Source organism: Thermoactinomyces sp. FSL K6-2592 (assembly GCF_038006465.1).
GTDB classification, from domain to species: Bacteria; Bacillota; Bacilli; order Thermoactinomycetales; family Thermoactinomycetaceae; genus Thermoactinomyces; species Thermoactinomyces vulgaris.
Map to the genome: position 1 here is coordinate 136,005 of NZ_JBBOVH010000003.1, position 18,118 is coordinate 154,122.

General features: G+C 47.9%; 22 protein-coding genes and 1 riboswitch. Of the genes, 3 read left to right on the forward strand and 19 right to left on the reverse strand.

What is annotated here, in order from left to right; translation table 11 throughout:
* Positions 1–23: 23 nt before the first annotated feature.
* The 13 genes from sigB to NYE37_RS13510 form a co-directional block, all read right to left on the reverse strand.
* Positions 24–809, reverse strand: coding sequence for an RNA polymerase sigma factor SigB (sigB, locus tag NYE37_RS13450; RefSeq protein WP_062843382.1), 786 nt, complete (start codon positions 807–809; stop codon positions 24–26).
* Positions 772–1,260, reverse strand: a complete 489-nt coding sequence (gene rsbW / locus NYE37_RS13455) for an anti-sigma B factor RsbW (protein ID WP_037998054.1) — start codon at positions 1,258–1,260, stop codon at positions 772–774. The genes sigB and rsbW overlap by 38 nt, the downstream gene beginning before the upstream one ends.
* Positions 1,257–1,592 (reverse strand): STAS domain-containing protein, encoded by a 336-nt coding sequence (locus NYE37_RS13460; protein WP_037998057.1) that lies wholly within the window; start codon positions 1,590–1,592, stop codon positions 1,257–1,259. Before NYE37_RS13460 ends, rsbW begins: the two co-directional genes overlap by 4 nt.
* Positions 1,589–2,650 (reverse strand): PP2C family protein-serine/threonine phosphatase, encoded by a 1,062-nt coding sequence (locus NYE37_RS13465; protein WP_052186901.1) that lies wholly within the window; start codon positions 2,648–2,650, stop codon positions 1,589–1,591. The genes NYE37_RS13460 and NYE37_RS13465 overlap by 4 nt, the downstream gene beginning before the upstream one ends.
* A 273-nt stretch (positions 2,651–2,923) precedes the next feature.
* Entirely contained in the window at positions 2,924–3,274 is a 351-nt protein-coding gene (locus tag NYE37_RS13470; RefSeq protein ID WP_037998060.1) for a type II toxin-antitoxin system PemK/MazF family toxin, read from the reverse strand.
* A gap of 5 nt (positions 3,275–3,279) precedes the next feature.
* Positions 3,280–3,531 carry a CopG family ribbon-helix-helix protein gene (locus tag NYE37_RS13475; protein WP_175413226.1) on the reverse strand — a complete coding sequence of 84 codons (252 nt, stop codon included), beginning with the start codon at positions 3,529–3,531 and terminating at the stop codon, positions 3,280–3,282.
* A 223-nt stretch (positions 3,532–3,754) separates the two neighbouring features.
* Positions 3,755–4,963 (reverse strand): alanine racemase, encoded by a 1,209-nt coding sequence (gene alr / locus NYE37_RS13480; RefSeq protein ID WP_232335531.1) that lies wholly within the window; start codon positions 4,961–4,963, stop codon positions 3,755–3,757.
* Positions 4,956–5,372, reverse strand: coding sequence for a hypothetical protein (locus tag NYE37_RS13485; protein ID WP_037998062.1), 417 nt, complete (start codon positions 5,370–5,372; stop codon positions 4,956–4,958). Before NYE37_RS13485 ends, alr begins: the two co-directional genes overlap by 8 nt.
* 121 nt (positions 5,373–5,493) lie before the next feature.
* Entirely contained in the window at positions 5,494–6,474 is a 981-nt protein-coding gene (locus NYE37_RS13490) for a LolA family protein (RefSeq protein WP_131470885.1), read from the reverse strand.
* 95 nt (positions 6,475–6,569) lie between these two features.
* Positions 6,570–8,108 (reverse strand): NAD(P)H-hydrate dehydratase, encoded by a 1,539-nt coding sequence (locus NYE37_RS13495; RefSeq protein ID WP_121874496.1) that lies wholly within the window; start codon positions 8,106–8,108, stop codon positions 6,570–6,572.
* 42 nt (positions 8,109–8,150) lie between these two features.
* Complete coding sequence (gene acpS / locus NYE37_RS13500; RefSeq protein ID WP_131470886.1) at positions 8,151–8,531, reverse strand: holo-ACP synthase; 381 nt, start codon at positions 8,529–8,531, stop codon at positions 8,151–8,153.
* Entirely contained in the window at positions 8,532–9,629 is a 1,098-nt protein-coding gene (locus NYE37_RS13505) for an ABC transporter permease (protein ID WP_340712083.1), read from the reverse strand.
* A complete protein-coding gene (locus tag NYE37_RS13510; protein ID WP_340712084.1) occupies positions 9,626–10,540 on the reverse strand; it encodes an ABC transporter ATP-binding protein in 915 nt (304 codons plus the stop codon). The genes NYE37_RS13505 and NYE37_RS13510 overlap by 4 nt, the downstream gene beginning before the upstream one ends.
* Before the next feature lie 155 nt (positions 10,541–10,695).
* Here NYE37_RS13510 and NYE37_RS13515 point away from each other — a divergent pair, with 155 nt between their 5' ends.
* Together NYE37_RS13515 and NYE37_RS13520 are read left to right on the forward strand one after the other, a co-directional pair.
* The gene (locus NYE37_RS13515) at positions 10,696–10,983 is read left to right on the forward strand and encodes an antibiotic biosynthesis monooxygenase family protein (RefSeq protein ID WP_198051096.1); all 288 of its coding nucleotides are present in this window, start codon (positions 10,696–10,698) and stop codon (positions 10,981–10,983) included.
* A 14-nt stretch (positions 10,984–10,997) separates the two neighbouring features.
* The gene (locus NYE37_RS13520) at positions 10,998–11,450 is read left to right on the forward strand and encodes a DUF2269 family protein (RefSeq protein WP_131470888.1); all 453 of its coding nucleotides are present in this window, start codon (positions 10,998–11,000) and stop codon (positions 11,448–11,450) included.
* Positions 11,451–11,491: 41 nt separating this feature from the next.
* On the opposite strand, the gene NYE37_RS13525 is transcribed toward NYE37_RS13520, so the two are convergent.
* Positions 11,492–12,946: an amino acid permease gene (locus tag NYE37_RS13525; protein ID WP_037997120.1), complete on the reverse strand. Its 1,455-nt coding sequence runs from the start codon at positions 12,944–12,946 to the stop codon at positions 11,492–11,494.
* 101 nt (positions 12,947–13,047) lie between these two features.
* Positions 13,048–13,243: riboswitch (Lysine riboswitch) on the reverse strand.
* 185 nt (positions 13,244–13,428) lie between these two features.
* On the opposite strand from NYE37_RS13525, the gene NYE37_RS13530 reads away from it, so the two are divergent.
* A complete protein-coding gene (locus NYE37_RS13530) occupies positions 13,429–14,025 on the forward strand; it encodes a LysE family translocator (RefSeq protein ID WP_037997118.1) in 597 nt (198 codons plus the stop codon).
* A gap of 12 nt (positions 14,026–14,037) precedes the next feature.
* On the opposite strand, the gene NYE37_RS13535 is transcribed toward NYE37_RS13530, so the two are convergent.
* The 5 genes from NYE37_RS13535 to NYE37_RS13555 all read right to left on the reverse strand — a co-directional run bounded on the left by NYE37_RS13535 (position 14,038) and on the right by NYE37_RS13555 (position 18,106).
* Entirely contained in the window at positions 14,038–14,562 is a 525-nt protein-coding gene (locus NYE37_RS13535; protein WP_037997117.1) for a hypothetical protein, read from the reverse strand.
* Between the two features lie 35 nt (positions 14,563–14,597).
* On the reverse strand, positions 14,598–14,828 hold the full coding sequence (locus NYE37_RS13540) for a DUF5957 family protein (RefSeq protein ID WP_052186840.1): 231 nt from the start codon (positions 14,826–14,828) through the stop codon (positions 14,598–14,600).
* A gap of 172 nt (positions 14,829–15,000) precedes the next feature.
* On the reverse strand, positions 15,001–16,086 hold the full coding sequence (locus tag NYE37_RS13545; RefSeq protein ID WP_052186839.1) for a sensor histidine kinase: 1,086 nt from the start codon (positions 16,084–16,086) through the stop codon (positions 15,001–15,003).
* A complete protein-coding gene (locus NYE37_RS13550; RefSeq protein WP_276319277.1) occupies positions 16,086–16,817 on the reverse strand; it encodes a response regulator transcription factor in 732 nt (243 codons plus the stop codon). The genes NYE37_RS13545 and NYE37_RS13550 overlap by 1 nt, the downstream gene beginning before the upstream one ends.
* Before the next feature lie 56 nt (positions 16,818–16,873).
* Positions 16,874–18,106 carry an MFS transporter gene (locus NYE37_RS13555; RefSeq protein ID WP_037997115.1) on the reverse strand — a complete coding sequence of 411 codons (1,233 nt, stop codon included), beginning with the start codon at positions 18,104–18,106 and terminating at the stop codon, positions 16,874–16,876.
* Positions 18,107–18,118: the final 12 nt, after the last annotated feature.

Below are 18,118 nucleotides of genomic sequence, written 5' to 3' on the forward strand. Positions count from 1 at the left end.
AGCATACCTCAACAAGGTACACTTCATATCACTTCGGAAGGCTCCATCCGGATTGCCTGCCTCAATTTTTGCAAGGCCCGGCGCTGCAAACGGGATACATGCATCTGGGAAATTCCCAACCGGTCCCCTGCCTGTTTTTGGCTGAGGTTTTCAAAAAAGGTTAATTTTAATATCTCTTGTTCCCTTTCACTTAAAGCTGAAAAAATTTTCTCCAATAACAATTTCCGGTCAATTTGTTCGAATTCTTTATCCTCTGTTCCCACCAGATCCAGCAGGGTCACCTGACTTCCGTCATTGCTTGCCTCGATGGGGTTATCCACAGAAACCGCATGATAACTTCGTCCCATCTCCATCGTTTCCAAGACTTCCTCATCACTGACTCCCAAATACTCCGCGATCTCATTCACACGAGGCGAACGCTGCAATTGAGCCGTCAAGTCTTCCACCGCCTTTTTGATCCGGGGCCCCAGCTCCTTAATCCGCCTGGGAACGTGAACGCTCCAGGTTTTATCCCGCATATGCCGTTTGATTTCGCCTACAATGGTAGGGACGGCAAAACTTTCAAAGTTCCGCCCCATGGACAAATCAAATCGTTTCAGCGATGCAATCAATCCGATCATTCCCACTTGCACCAAATCTTCATACGGTTCATTGCCGTATGCAAATTTATGCGCAATGGTTTCGACCAGATCGCGATAATGATGGATCAAGGTTTCCTGTGCTTTTGAATCCTCATTTTTCTGAAAGCGGCTGATCAAATCCAGTATTTGGTCATCGGTTAGTGGGGAAGGATGTGGACGTTTCGACATGATTTTCCACCACGTCCTTTCGGATATACTTGGTCATTCTCACAATGACTCCGTTATCACCTTTGATATCGACGTGATCCATCAAGGATTTAATCAAGTACAACCCCAACCCGCGTTCACGGATCCCGTTCATGGAACCGCTCATTTTAATCGGGCCGGTTCTCTTTTGCACTTCATCCAGATCAAAGCTGTTTCCGCGGTCGATCACTTCAATCTGAATGCGGTTGGGGAAAATATTGCAAGTCACCTCAATTTCGCCTTCACCGCCGCAATAAGCATGATCGACAGCATTGGTGCAAGCTTCGGAAACTGCCAATTTCAGATCCTCGATGTCATCATAAGAAAACCCCATGCGATTGGCAATTCCAGATACAGTCAATCTTGCAATCCCAACATAATCCGGTTTGGCGGGAATCATCAAATTAACCAAATCCAAGGGTTTATCACTCATTTGCGGCCATCCTCCTGCGCTTGATCTTCAATTTCCATAATCTCATACAAACCTGTGATTTTAAAAAGACGGGACAACCGGGGATTCATACCGGATATGATCAGTTTTCCTGCCGTTTGCCTTTGTGCTTTGTATGCCCCGATTAAAACGCCGAGCCCGGTGCTGTCGATATAATCCACTTGTGACAAATTGACCGTGATCCGTTTTTTTCCGTCACAAAGAGGCAGTAACTTTTCCCTTAACTTGGGAGCAGTATATACGTCAACTTCCCCTTCCACCATGACTGTGATCTGATTCTCTTTCTCCTTTTTTTCGTGCACAACCAGATTCATTCACCCACGACCTCCTTCTGCTCTGGGTCCCCCGTATCCATTTCATCTGCGTCACGTTTTAAAATAACAATCGTTTGATCATCTCGAATTTTATAACCACACATATCATAAAGTGCTTGGTGAATGGTTTCAACAGATTCTTGCGCCGGGAGATGAATATGCGTGCGGATAATCTCTTTCAACATATCCCGCTCAATAAATCGGCCATCCACTTTACACTCCGTTACCCCGTCGGAAAATAATATAATCGCATCTTGAGGTGATAACCGGATTTTATATTCCGGATACCTGACTTCCCTGGATACGCCAAGCACAAGCCCCTTGGTCTCCAGATCAACAAACTCGCCGGTTTCATGGCAATAATAGAGCCCGGGTTCATGCCCGGCGGTAGCATACCGAAAATGATGGTTCAACGAATCATATACCCCGTAAACCATGGTGATAAACATACTCGGATCCACATTGCGCTCCACCACGGTGTTTAAATCGCGCAAAACCTGGGACGGCGATAAAGGAGCGGACGGTTGATCATCCAGCCGGTCCATCGCATATTTAATCATCGACATACAAAGAGCCGCGGGAATCCCTTTTCCGATAATATCGGCAATAGCGATGCCCAGCGATCCCGAACCATGATCAACGAAGTTATAGTAATCGCCGCTCATCTGTTTGGCGGCCACACTCACCACGCCAATATCGACGCCTCCCAACTTCGGAGGCCCGTCCGGCAACAAAGTTTGTTGCATTCCGACCGCCACTTCGATCTCATTTTCCAATTCCCGGTGCCGATTGACCAGTTTCTCTTTTTCACGATAAGAAATGCCGTAGCCGATCATGATCTCAATCAACAGATCAAACGAGGCTTTCAGATCATCCGACATATCGGGATATTGCTCTTTCATGGCATTGACATGCATGTTTACCACTTCGTCCGGAGGAATCCGCTTTTCCAAAAACCATTTACTCAGCTGCTGCACACTATACAAATGATCTTCTTTTTTTGAAGTAATATATGAAGCCAAAAGCTTCTGATATAACTTTTTTAAATGAATGTCCATATTGGTCTCCTTGATCCGCCTTCAATATTAAACAGAACAATCCATTTTGGAAATAAAATAACACAGATATAAAAGAAATAAAATATGCACACGACTTGCTGAACGATTCTATTATACCACCCTTTTCTTTTGTTGGCTGAATCCAAGGATTGCAAAACGGATGAGATCAACCATGCGAAAAAAACCCGGCAAACACCATCCCGCAAAGAAAAAAACCGGGGCCTTCCCCGATTTTCGCACAAAAAAAGAATGGACGGCTCCATCCATTCTTTGCTAGAAGTTAATCATACCCAAACTGATCATTAACGCTTCATTGACACGATTCATCATTTCATCATCCAGATGAGTGATTTTATCCGTCAGCCTTTGCTTATCGATCGTTCGGATTTGTTCCAACAATATGACCGAGTCACGATCAAACCCGTATGCTTTGGCATCGATTTCCACATGCGTAGGTAATTTGGCCTTTTGAATTTGAGCTGTAATCGCGGCGACGATCACGGTGGGGCTGAACCGATTGCCAATATCATTTTGAATCACCAAAACAGGCCGAACCCCACCTTGTTCGGATCCGACCACAGGGGATAGATCAGCAAAATAAACATCGCCACGTTTCACAATCAAATCAATTACACCCCACTAACCAATCGATCCAAAGTATCTTCAGCCTCTTCTTCTGCCTCAAATGCTTCCGAAGCGATGTTGAGATTGATGCGTGCCATCTCCATGTAGCCGCGTTGCATCATTTCACGAATCAGACGCTTTTTCCGCTCTTGGAGATACATTCTCATCGCTTGGCGGATAAACTCACTCCGATTGGAATTTTCCCTCGCCACAACGCCATCCACTTCTTGAAGCAATTTTGTTGGCAGGCTGATCATGATTCTTTTTGTACCGGACAAATGAAGCACCCCCAACCAATCATCACCGTTTAAATTCCCCTATCAATACTACCATTATGATGAAGATGTTGCAAAAATATACTTATCATTCATCAATAAACCAACATAAAAGCAAAAACCTAGTTTAATCTATTCGCTCAAGTATATAAAATTCCTTCACTCAACATGTTTATACATAAAATATTAACAGTTGTCCATGCTGTCAAGTAAGACACTGCATCCGCACCGGCTCCCGCAACCGGTTGACGATTCCCGTCACTTTCCCGTCACGCAAGTAAACCCTCGGAATACGGTGGCTCAACATACAGGTGACTTCATAATGAATGGTTCCAAGCATATCGGCCACTTCATCCACCGAAATGACATTTTGCTGTTGTCTTCCGTACAGCACCACTTCCTGTCCGACTTCAACAGGCATCACCCCGGTCACATTCAACATCAATTGGTCCATGCAGATGCGGCCCACAATCGGCACCTTTTGCCCGTGAATCAGTGCATGCCCGCGATTGGACAAGTGGCGGTTGATCCCGTCGGCATACCCAACCGGAATCGCGGCAATCCACTCTTCCCCGTTGACGACATACGTTTTTCCGTAACTGATTCCAGTGCCGGCGGGCGGTTTCTTGACGGAAGAAACTTTGGTTTTTAGAGTCAAAACCGGTTTTAGCGAAACCGATTTGCGGTTCACTTCCGCCGAAGGGTAAAAACCGTACACACTGACTCCCAACCGCACCATGTCGTATGCGTATTCATTGAGATCAATGGCCCCTGCGCTGTTGGCGATATGCACCAGCGGCGGCCGGAGATGATTTTCGGACAAGATTTCAATCACTTTCCGAAACTTTTGCTCCTGGCTCAGAGCGTAATCCTTGTCGGCCTCGTCAGCCGTCGCATAATGGGTAAAGATTCCTTCCCATTCAATGTGTGGCGACTGTTCCAGTTTCCGTGCAAAAGACAACACTTCTTCCGGAGCCAGTCCCAATCTTCCCATGCCGGTGTCCACTTTGACATGAACACGCAAGGGTTTGCCCGCTTTGATCGCGGCCTCTTCCATCTTCCGCAAATGCTCCGGCAAATAAACCGTGCAGGTCAAGTCGTAATCAACCGCCGTTTGATACGCATGCGGCGGCGTATAACCCAAAATCAAAATGGGGGCGGTGATCCCTGCATTCCTCAGTTCAACCGCTTCATCCACAAAGGCTACCGCCAAATAAGAAGCCCCTGCCGACAAAGCAGTTTTGGATACTTCCACCGCTCCATGCCCGTAAGCGTCCGCTTTCACGACAACCATCATTTTGACTTGTTTCTCCAAATGCCTGCGAAATTCATAAATGTTGTGTGTAAGCGCATCCAAATCCACTTCAACGACTGTATCCCTGCCCATATAATCTGCCCAATTCAATTCAGCCATATTTTATCACTTCCAATTGACCGTTTAACTTTTCTAAAAAATGATTGCTTACCAGTAAGTATTCCCTTTTGCCACGAATTACATATCCATACGGTAAATCAAAATCTTTTGTCATCTCCTGCAAAGGAATCGTTTCGGTGCGGGATCTCATCCGAATTTCCAAACGGTCAGGATAAAGCGTGTAGTGCGGGCGCAACCAACATCGGTAAAGACAGGGAAAACCAAAGAAAACGACCATGGCAAGTCCAATGACCGAAAATATGAAAGGCTGACTGCGAAAGGGAAAAAACATGAGGATGACGAGAAGCCCCAAAACAAAAGCAAACGACTCCATCATCCGCATCCAGCGCTTTTTCCGATAAAGAAGGGTCCAGTACGAAGTGTGCTCTTTTACAATCTGTCGGTTCATGATTTGCTTCATCCCTTTACCGCAAACGCTAGAAAGTATTATACCAGCTTTCTTTTCTTCTTGAAAGAAAAATGAATGCATGCGGGCTTCTCTCAGAAACCCGCCGTTTCAGCAGGAATCATTATTTGACCAGCTGATCAAAGGTGGAATTGGCGATTTTCACCATTTCCTCCTCCGCCAGCTTTCCAATCATTTCAAATTCCACCCCTTGATAAGTCCATGCCAGCCGTTTCATCTCCCCGGACTCCAACAAGACTCCGATGGCGCTTTTTAATTCAACAGGTTTTCCCATCAGCGGCAGGCTGGTGGCGACGGTTTGCGGCTTCCGTTGGGTCAAAGTAAAATTTTTTTCCCCTTGAAAACGCATGATTTGAACCGGTCCCTCCGGGGTTTGGATCGTTTGTTCACTCACCAGATGGCTCTTTTCCGGAATATAGCCGGGCAACACGGACGCCAATTCGTTATTATCCGGTTTCGCGGGAGCGACGACTTGTTTTTCCATTGACGGGAGATCCTTCATGTTCCGCTCCGTATCAAAAGCATCGTCGTCAAAGGTCGCATCCAATCGGAAACGGTCAAATTGCACTTGCATCAGCTTTTGGTTTTGTTCACTCAGAACTTCCAGACGGGTCGGCAACAGTTTGGAATCCAACCAGATTTTTTGTTTGGCGGCTTCCTGATTAAACGGATATTTTGCGGATACTTCCAATTGATATGCTTTTTTCTCTGCCTGAAACATACGTTCTTCATCGTCAATAATGCTTTGGATGATGGATTGGTATAAATAAATCTGCCCGTTCGTTTGCGGCCAGTCGCTTTGAAAACGAAAGCTTTTTTTCAGATGGGGAGTCAACACAAAGACCCCTTCATCATTCCGCAAAATAATTTGAGTGATGTTTTTCTTTACATTTTTAATGGAAACCCGATAAAAAGAAGGTTTCTTATACCAGACTTCAATGTCATAGACTTGTGGCTCGGAGCTGGTTAAAATCGTCATTTTCCCGTGGCTGATGTATGACTCCATTTTTTCCGTCCGCTGTGCCAGTTCACTGACCACATCTTGTTCATTTTTGACACCACATCCGGCCACTGCCAATAGCATGAGGCAGATCCAAAAACAGAAAAATGGTTTCTTCCGACACATAGAACCATCCCTTTCGTCAATTTCCCGGGAAATGTGTCGGCTAGCGAGGGACATCACTCGACAAATTCCTGGCGGACCGCGCGTTGAATCCCGTCCAGCAAATCAGTATACACCATACTGTGCGGATGGGTTCCGCTCAACCCGGCGGCTTTTCCATGCAGGTAAACGGCCATGGCCGCCGCTTCCAGCGGCGAAACCTTTTGTGCCAGAAGGGAACCGATCATCCCGGTCAACACGTCGCCGGAACCGGCTTTGGCCAGTGCAGGACTTCCTGTCGGATTCAGAAACACCGTGCCGTCAGGATGGGCAATCAATGTAAACCTTCCTTTTAAAACAACAATCATTCCGGTATGCTTGGCAAATGAACGGGCCACATCCACCCGGCCGGCCTCCACTTCCTTTACCGACAGGGAGGTCAGGCGGGCCATTTCTCCAGGATGAGGCGTGATAATCGCCGGCGCCTTTCTGTGCCGGAGATCTCCGAGCAAATCCGGATAAGCCGCCAAAATATTCAATGCATCCGCATCCAGCACCAGCGGTCCTTGCATGGAAGAAAGGACGTCCCGCAACCATTTGTCTTCCCCCTCAAACCTTCCAAGCCCCGGACCGATGGCCATTGCAGAAATTTGACCGGCTTTTTCTTGGAACCTGTCAGCACTGTTGGGATGAAAGGTGCCTTCTCCCGGCCACGGCCAAATCAACGGCTGCGTGACTTTGGCAGCCAGTGCGTGTCTTTCCGACTCCGGAACGGCGAGGGTCACATAACCCGCTCCCATCCGGTAAGCCGCTTCGCCTGCCATGCATATGGCGCCGAGCATCCCTTTGCTTCCGCCGATCAGGAGCAAGTGGCCGTGGCTTCCTTTGTGTGACCAAGGATCGCGGGGAGACCAGCTTTTTTTCCACCATACCGGATCATTCAACCTTCCCTTTGGTTTCAACTCCGGCTTTAATACCGGAGGCAATCCGATCTCTTTGATGACCAATTCGCCGCTCAATTCTTTTCCTTGCCGTGAAAAATGCCCCCATTTGGGATATTGGAACGTGACAGTCAAGTCTGCTTTTACTTTTTCTGAATCAATGCTTGCTCCATCTGTATGAAGTCCTGTCGGCAAATCGACGGAAACCACCCATTTCCCGGAAGCATTGATTTGTTCCACCACTTCTTTTACAGGCGGACGCAAACTTCCGTTCACTCCTGTCCCCAAAAGGGCATCCACAATCACATCGGCCTGGCTGAGCTCTGATTTCAATGCATCCCGTTTCCCGGAATGATACGTTTGAATGGGGTTAAACGATTGCAGCACGTGATAGAAAACCTTTGCATCCGGGGTGAGTTGATCCGGATCTCCGACAAGCCAGCAAGCCACATCCCAATTTCGGTACAAGAGATAACGGGCGATCACCCAACCGTCTCCCCCGTTATTCCCTTTTCCCGCCAGGATCACCGCTTTTTGCGGTTTGGGAAACCGTTTTGTAATTTCATCCGCGACCGATCTCCCGGCATTTTCCATCAACACCGTTCCGGGAAGGCCGGTTTCATCCATGAGCCGTTCCTCAATCCTCCGCATTTCTTCTGCCGTGACCAAATACAACGTTTGTCCCTCCTAACCGCGTTATATATGTATGTCCACCATTTATGAGTTATGATCGATTTCAATCACCGCCATCGCCATGGCGTAGTATTCGCTGTGAGAAATGGACAGATGGATGGAAACCGCACCGGTTCCGTACAATGCCTGAAGCACCCGGGGAGAAACGGTCACCACCGGTTTTCCCTGCTCATTGTTTAAAACTTCGATATCCTGAAACGAACACATTTTGCCAATGCCGGACCCCATCGCTTTGGATACGGCCTCCTTGGCCGCAAACCTTCCGGCGACAAATTCCAAGCGGCGCCCGGGAGCTTCGGGCAAAGCGGCCTGTTCGTTTGGCGTCAGAATCCGCTTTGTCAACCGGGAAATCACTTTTTCCACTCTGTTCAGTTCAATCAAGTCCGTTCCGATTCCGGCAATCATTCATTTCACATCCCATTGAAAAGTCCATGCCGCGATAGCAAACGATCCTGCCGCCCAGGCAATCAGGATGGAGACGGGAACCATCAACTGACCGAGTGCCAAGCCGTCATTCATCACACCGCGCAAAGCATCCGTCAAATGCACGATTGGAATCACCTGAACCACCGACTGGAGAATCCCCGGCAAATCCCGGACCGGAAAAAAGATGCCTCCCACAAAAATCATCGGAAACGAGATCAATCCGGCAATGGGGGCTGCACTTTCCGGGGTTTTGGACAAACCGGCCACAATAAAACCCATCGACATAAATGTCAGGGTCCCGAGAAAAATCAATAAAATCAAAGTGCCCCAGGATCCGTACACATGAACATCAAACAGAAAGAAGGCCACCAGCAAGACCACGATCACCTGGATGGCATTCAACAAAATCCGGGCCGTCATTTGCCCTGCAATAAAAGTGGAACTTTTCAGCGGCGTCCCCTGCATCCGGCGCAAAATCCCGCGCTCCCGCCAAGACGCGATCGTGGCGGCGACACCGTTTAAATTGTTGCTCATCATCATTAAAGACAAGATGCCCGGCACCAAAAAATCGATATACGACAGCGTCCTGCTTTGGATGGATACCACTTCCGTCAAAATTACAGGTTGAAAGCGGGTTTTTTCTTTATTCATGGCATCCACTGTCTGATCCACAAGCAGCCGGGCCATGTCCGCTTGGGTTTTGTTCACCGGATCCATGTAGATCAACACTTTTTTCGCGCTTTGTTTGGTTTGATAAGCTTTTTCAAATCCTTTTTCAATCTTCACCACAAAATCAACATCCCCGGATTTCAACTTCTTCATCAGTTCCGCCTCGGACCCGGATGCCGGTTTGACGGTTTCCTGCCGGAAAAAATTTTGCTTCCATTCTTCGGACAGTAACGATTGATCCAGATCCACCACTCCGGCTTTCAAAGAAATTTGGGAACTCCCGTCCCCTAAAAACAATCCCAGGCCAAGCATCATCAAAACCGGCAAAAAAAAGGACCAGATCACTGTGTTTTTGTTGCGGAAAAACAAAAGAAGCTGCGCCCTCACCAACTGCCAATATGCTTTCATTTCCCTCTCAACCTCTCTCCCGTTTTATGGAGAAACACATCCTCCAGCGTTGCGCTTCTTGTGCGAAGCCCGGTTAACGGAATCAAATGGCGGTTTGCCCATGGAACCAGCTCTTGCAGGGTTTGGGATAAATCATTAGTGTGGATGGACACGACTTCATTTTCTTCCCGGCTGACTTTCATCACCCCCGGCAGTTCAGACAATTCTTGATCCAAACCGGAGTCCGGCAGCACAAATTCGATCCGGCTTTGGGAAGCCAAGCCGCGAATCAAACCGGCAGGAGAATCCACCTCCAGCATCCGGCCTTGACTCATGATCGCCACTTGGTCACACAGGACTTCCGCTTCTTCCATGTAATGGGTTGATAAAACAATGGTTCTTCCTTCATCGCGAAGCTGAAAAATAAGATCCCACAAACGCCGTCTTGCCTGGGGATCCAGTCCCGTCGTGGGTTCATCCAAAAAAATCACTTTGGGATCATGCACCACCGCGATCGCAATCGCCAGTTTTTGCCGTTGCCCTCCGGACAGATGTTTCACCTGTGTTTTTTCCTTTTCTTGAAGATCAAATGATTGTAGAAGTTCCAGAACCGGACGGGCTTTCGGGTAAAAACCGGCATAAAGCTCCAGACTTTCCCGGACGGTCAAATGCTCAAACAATGCGGTGGACTGCAGTTGCACACCGATGATTTGCTTCAACCGATCCCGGTCTCTGACCGCATCCACCCCGGCAATTTCAATGCTTCCCTCATCGGGATCCCTTAACCCTTCCATCATTTCCATGGTGGTGGTCTTTCCGGCACCATTGGGGCCCAGCAATCCAAAAATGTGATGTTCTTTCACCGTAAAAGAAATGCCGTTGACAACCACCTGGTCTCCGTATTTTTTCGTAAAGTTTTTAACCTTGATCAATTCCCATCACTTCTGTTTCATTTTTTATTCAGTATACACTTTCCCGTCTCTCTTAAAAAAGGGTTCCGTTCCTCTTGCTTCTTTTTGATCACAGGGAGGATAATGGTATATAGTATAAATGAATGACTAATTTTGTCCCGGGAAGGAGGACCTGAATGTACCTGGTCAACAATCATATCAAGATCCAATCCGAAGAACATCTGAAACACTTGAAGGAAAGTTTCAGCCGGGCTCCAGAATCCATGAAACAAGTGCCGGGTTTTGTCTCTTTCCGTCTGCTTCTGTCTGAAGATGAATCGCATGTCGTTGCCGAAACCGTCTTTGCTTCCAAAGAGGATTTTATAAATTGGACCCAAAGCGAACATTTTCAAAGAGCACACGGCGGGCGCAAAGGGGATGTCCAACGCCCGGAACTGTCCGCTTATCATATCATCGTGAAATGAAAGGGGTTTATCCAGTGACTACCTACGGTATCATCAAGTTTTTACATATCGCCTTTGTTGCTGCTTGGTTTGGCGGAGCCTCACTGATGGCCATGTTTTTAAGGGATGCTATCCGCACCGGCGAGACGGGACGGATGGATCATGCGTTGAATCGTGCCCAACGCTGGAATTTGACCATGTTTATCCCCACCTCTGTCATTGTTCTCCTGACGGGAATCTACATGATGCTGCAATTCGACGGGGACAAGCCGCTTTGGCTGTTGGTGAAAGAACGTTTTGGAAGTTTGTTTATCCTTGCGTTCATTCTCGTTATTGTCTTGTACGGCCGCAAGGCATTGGCAAAAGTTAAATCCGACGGCATCGAAAAAGAACAAGTGATCGGAACTGTCAAACGCTATATCATGCTGCTGAATATTTCGGTTTTGTGCATGGTGGTTTTGATGTTCTTTGCATCGGTCAAAATCTGATGGCCCAAAAAAACCTGCTGACTGTGGTCAGCAGGTTTTTCTTACTCCTGATCCGGTTCCAGTTGACAAGACTCAAGCGGAACCACTTTTGTTTTATTTTTCCATTTGTAACCGAGCCACAGACAAATGAAAATCGGCAGCCCGATATAGGAAACCACCAGCCGGTACCAGTCGATGGCTTCTCCCGTGAAAGCCTGATAATCTTGTCCCAGGATCACCACCAAACACAGGAAGAAGGCAAACAACGGCCCAAACGGGAACAACCTCGCCCGGTAAGGAAGGACATCCAGGCTTTTTCCCTGGGCGATAAAAGCACGGCGGAACCGATAATGGCTGACCGCAATGCCGAGCCAAGCCAAAAATCCGGACAGCCCCGAAGCATTGAGCAACCAGATGTAAATGGTTCCGTCACCGACCAGCGACGCCAAAAATGCAAACGCCCCGACCAGTGCCGTCAACAGCAATGCATAAACAGGCACTCCACTCCGGTTCACCTTGCTGAACACTTTCGGCGCTTTTCCTTCTTTCGCCAACTGCCACAACATCCGGGTGGATGCATACATGCCGGAATTCCCCGCGGAAAGGACCGCCGTCAGAATCACCGCGTTCATCACCGAAGCGGCAAAGGCAAAACCGGCACGTTCAAAAACCATGGTAAACGGGCTTTTGGCAACCTGATCCACATCGCCGCCCGCCAGATTCGGGTGGGTGTAAGGCAAAATCAAACCGATCACAAGGATGGTCAGTGTATAAAAAAGCAAAATTCTCCAAAAAATCTGTCGGACCGCCTTCGGGATGTTTTCGCCGGGATTTTCACTTTCTCCCGCTGCAATCCCGACCAACTCCGTTCCCTGGAATGAAAAACCTGCAATCATAAACACGCCGACAGTGGCCACCCATCCGCCATGAAACGGAGCGTCACCGATGGTGAAATTCTTGAAGCCGATCGGTTCTCCTCCCATGATACCGAGAATCATTAAAAATCCGATAACCAAAAAGATGATGACGGTCGATACTTTGATAAAAGAGAACCAATATTCTGACTCCCCGTACCCTTTGACGGAAAGAAGATTCAATCCCAACATCAATGCCAGGAAAATGGCACTCCAAATCACACCCGGCACATCCGGGAACCAATATTTCATAATCAACGCGCCAGCAGACAATTCAACTGCAATGGTAATGGCCCAGTTATACCAATAATTCCATCCCATCGCAAATCCCAATGCCGGATCCACAAACCGGCTTGCATACGTGCTGAAAGAACCGGAAACCGGCATATAAGCAGCCATTTCTCCCAGGCTGGTCATCAAAAAGTAAACCATCATGCCGATCGCCATATAAGCAACCAGCGCGCCCCCCGGGCCGGCTTCCTGAATCGCCGCTCCGCTGGCGAGAAAGATCCCTGTCCCGATGGATCCGCCAATGGCGATCATCGACATATGCCTGGACTTTAATCCTTTTTTTAATTGTTGGTCATCACTTGAATTGGACATAAAAAAGTATCTCTCCCTTTCTTCAGCCGAGGTCCGGCAGGAAAAAACAAAAAAACCGTCACTTCTGGATGGGACGGTATGATGAAACCCACACCAAACCCCCGCAAGATAGCGCACCACGTTTGTCTGGGCAAAGAACAAACGTGACAGTGCTGACCCTGTTTGGAATCAGCCCCAGCTTGTCCGCCTGGAGCGGGCGAACAAACTTCGGCGACTTTTCCTTTCCCTTGCAGTCATCAAAGAAACTCCAAATTCTCGTGCAAAGTACTGATAAAAGCCGCAACCTCTACCTCACCGAGAGAAATCGATGAGGGTGAATATGCACTTGTTAGTTATTATTAGTATAAATAAAAACATATGAATTTACAATGGTAATTCCTTCAACCCCCTTTCCATCCCGTCCATGCTGATCGATTTTGTTGTTGTTTTTTCCCAGGACAAGCATAAATATAGTGATAAGTTGTCATAAAGGAGTCGTATGCATGGAAACGTGGATGGGCTATTTTATCTTGGGATTTGCTTTGTCCACCCCAATCGGACCGGTCAACATCGAGATGATCCGGCAAGGGATTTCAAGCGGTTTTTATCCTTCCTGGCTGGTCGGCTTGGGAGATGTGATCTCCAACCTGTTGATTGTCGGCATCATTTTTTCCGGCTTTTCCAGCGGCATTGTGGATTTGTCGTATCTGGCGTTCATAGCGGTCGCGGTCGGGGCTTACCTGATTTATTTGGGGACGTCGAATCTGAAAACCAAGTTGTCCATTTCGTCGTGGCCCCGGCCTGTCCATCTCCTTGCCAAGGGATTTGTCCTTGGGTTCATCAATCCCATGGATTTTCTCTCCTGGTCCGGTGTGTACAGCACCATTCATGAGCAACCCCTGTCGTTTCTGATCACGGCATTTGCTTATCTGATGATCGGTTGCGGAATGTGGAATCTCCTCTTATCTTTGTCGGTCAGTTGGTGCCGGCCTTACATCAAGCCGGCCTTTATCCAGGGATTTCAACTGATTTCCGGACTCATTCTTTGCGGCTACGGCATTTTTTTGGCTTGGTTCGGCTTCAAAATGCTTGTTCAATAATCCTTTCCGGAATCACCGGTTTTCACGTTTTGCTTTTCTTTTAATCTTCCCGAATGGTTTGTAATAGGTGACCAGGGTCATCATGACCATCGCCGCCACATTGAAGATGGCGCCCAAAGTCAAGGAAATGCTGGTCCGATGGAAAGAGGCATTTTCTAAAGCTGCCAAATGATATTTCTCCGCGGTCTCGATCAAAAAAGACAACCCGTCACTCAGAAACAGGATACCGAGCAAAATAATGAGGAAAGTCGTTACCAACTTGATTAACACCCAGTAATGCTTCGTCAATCCCCAATGGGTCCAGACCGACAGCATCAGGCCGGTGATCAGGACCACCATGGCCGGATATTTGATCAGCGTGCCATCAATCATGTGCATACTTGAAAGTGTGTAATAAAGCTGTTCCCCATTTTCCGCGTTTCCCATGTAAATCCCCAGGATCAACATTCCCAACGTTCCGCCAAACCATGCCATGGCCCCCAGCACATGTATGGAAACCAATAAATGCTTTTTTCTCATATTTAACCGGTAACCCATCAAAATATCCTCCTTTCTGCTCTATTCCTCCAACTTCACCTGTTTTCCACCGATCCATTCCCGGATGAATGGCGATGTTTCCATTGGCGCCAATCGATCACGGGAACGGCAACCGCGCCCGCCAACGCACACAGATAGGGAAGAAACGGAATTCCAAACGGTTTGAAAAATAATTGGAAACTGAGAATGCCAATGATGCTGGACAACAGAACGCCGATGATAAATCCGCCCAAAATCCCCGTGACAGCGGCAATCATGATTCTCATCCCCTTTTCCCTCCTTCCGGTCATGACATCAAAGCGGTGCAAGCAATGCATGAAAAACACCCGATCCCTTTAAAACCTATTGATTCTTTTGGCGGTGCCTTTCTTTCAACCGCTCCAAACGCAGTTTAACAGACCAAAATAAACACCACACAAACGCAATCTTAACAGCACCTTAATTTTTATACGGAAACCAAAGAGTGATCCGGGTGCCTTCATTCTGCTTGCTTTCCACTTGGATGAAGCCCTGCATCCTCTCGATGAATTGCTTGGCAATCACCATGCCGAGCCCGGAACCCAACGCGGACCGGTCGGTGGGGGTTCCCCGGTAATAGCGGTCGAACAAATGTTGAATGGTTTTCCGGTCCATTCCCTTGCCATGATCCTGAATCACGATCAAAAGCTTGTCTTCTTTCAATTCGGTTGTCACCTGAATGGTTGTTTCCGGGGGATTATGCCGAATGGCATTCATGACGAGGTTTTCCAGTGCCCTTTTGAGCAAATGTTCGTCAAACGTCCACCGGATCTCCCTGGCCGGGGATTTGAATCGGATATCATACCGGTCCGCCAGGGGATGTTTTTTAAGATCGGCCAAAACCCGTTCCAAAAAGGTAACCAGGTTTAAGGTGCGCTCATTCAAGGGAATTTGGCGTTCTTCCAATTGGTAAACGATGCTCAAATCTTGGATCAATTGCTCAATATGGATCGATTTTTCCTCAATGATCCGGCTGAACTCTTTCACTTCTGCTTCTTCCCAAGCATGATCCGAGCGGAGCATCGCTGCATACCCTTTGATGTAAGATAAAGGGGTTTTCAAATCGTGGGTGATGCCGGAGGCCCAGCTTCTCCTCAATTCTTCAAGTGCTTTGCGCTCTTGTTCGACGGAATGAAGCCGGGCGGTCAAATTGTCCAGTTTCGATTCCAATTCCAAAAACACCCCGAACTTCCGGGCGGCCAGGTCTGGAAAATCCGGCTTTTGATATTTCCCTTCCGAAAGGTTCTCAATCCATTGGATCAGAAAAAAGAGCGGCTTGCTGATTTTCCGCCCCAAAAAGATCCCGATCATCATAAATATCACGATAAAGGAACTTAAATACAAACCGATCAACAGAGGGACACGGGTTCCCACCGGGATCTGAAGAAGTTTGTGAATCCCCATGACAACAACCGGAACCACCGTCAGCCCCGAAAGCAAAAGAACGCCTCCGATGGCGAGCAAAACCGCCACAAACTGGAGGGATATTTTGTGTTTGAGATCCATCACCGTCTCTCCTTGTCCGAAACTGCGAGCATATATCCCAATCCCCTGATGTTTTTTAAATACTCAGGGTTTTTCGGGTCTTTTTCAATTTTTTGCCGCAACCGCCTGATATGCACCATGACGGTGTTTTCCTTTCCCACCGTCGGGTAATCCCCCCATACGTGCTGATAAAGGCTGTCCACACTGAATACTTGATTGGGATGCTCACACAAGAATTTCAGCAACTCAAATTCCTTTGCCGGGCATTTCACTTCTTTCCCGTCCACCACCAATTTCGCCTGTTCCAAGTACAATACAAAATGACCGGTACGAAATTCGCGAAGCCGGGAATTCAAGCGCCTTTGCCGGTGCAAAATCGCTTTGATCCGGGCAACCACCTCCAACGGATTAAACGGTTTCGTGATATAATCGTCCCCTCCCATGGAAAAACCGGTCAACTTATCCATATCCGCCGTGCGAGCCGTCAAAAAAAGGATGGGGACGTCGGTCATTTCCCTGATTTGCTGACACAGCCGGAAGCCGTCTGTATCCGGCAGCATCACATCCAGCAAAATCAAGTCCACCGGGTGTTTCCTGATTTTCTCCAACGCTTCTTCGCCGGAGGTGGCCTCAAGGATCCCTTCGAATCCTTCTTTTTCGAGCAGCCGTTTCATCATTTGGATGATGCCGATCTCATCATCCACCATCAACAGCGTTTCCCTCATCATTTTTCCCCCTTCTTCTTCATTCATGAGAGCAACCCCCTGAAGCCGCGTTCCCCTTCAAGGGGGTTGGATCCAAGATGAAATCAAGCTGGTTTTCCTGCTTTCAACAGCACTTTGTTCCTTCCCAAAAACATGGCAAGCATGCACATCAACAAACCCGTGCCGGCCAAAATCCATTCAATTTCGATCCAATCGGCAACCGGCCCGAATACAAGCATCCCCACCGGCATCATGGAAGTGGAGATCATGCTGAATACCCCAAATACCCTTCCTGTATAATTTTCTTCAATCTTTTCTTGCAACAAGACCGTCGTCGGTGTATTGAAAAAGGGCATGGCCACCCCGAATAAGGCCATGACCAACAAGTAAATCCAAAAGTCGGGAACCAATCCCAGCGCCAATGTGCAAACCCCCATGATAAAGCCGGAGAGAGCCATCGTATGGACTTTATTGCCAAAGCCTCCCCACAAGGCGATCAACCCTCCCCCTGCCATCATCCCGACGGAAAAGGTGATTTCAATGGCCGTCAACCGCCACACATCATCCCCAAAGCTCCGGGTCACCTGCAAAGGGGTTAAAAACGAAGCCGGTGCAATCAATACAAAAAAAACAGCGAAGAACAAAAAGAAGCTCTTTAAAAAAGCATGTTTTTTAATATACGCGATGCCTTCGGTGACATCACTGTAATAAGTGGTTTTCTGTTTTTCGGACGCCTTTTCGTGAACCGGAATGTGAACCCATGCCATCATGATGAAAACAGCAACGGCGGCCGTGAGAACATCCACAAAGAAAACCGCTTCAATGGAGGCCATGGTGATGAGTGCCGCACTCACCATGGGGGAAACCAACATAATCAATGATTGAAGGCTTCCGTTGATTCCATTCACTTTCGTCAGTTGATCCTTCGGAACCATTTGCGGCAAAACCGCGCCAATGGTGGGAGTTTGGAATCCGGTCCCGATTGCGCGGACAGCCGAGATGGCAAAAAGCAGCCATATCGCATCGTATCCCGCAAGAAAAAGAATGGCGAGGACCAACGTGGCCATGGCAATCATTGCATCCGACCCGATGATCAGCATTTTGCGGTTGAAACGGTCTGCCCACACCCCGGCAACCGGCGAGAGAAGAAAAGTGGGGACAAAACCGCAAAGAATATAGATGGTCATCATCACACCGGATCGGGTATCCAAGGTGATATACCACATAATGGCATATTGCACGAGCGACGAGCCCAACAGGGAAATCGTCTGGCTGGTTAAAAAAAGGAAAATCTCCCGTTTCCAATGTTCTTTCCTCTCTTCATGGATGAAATTCATTCGGTTTCACAC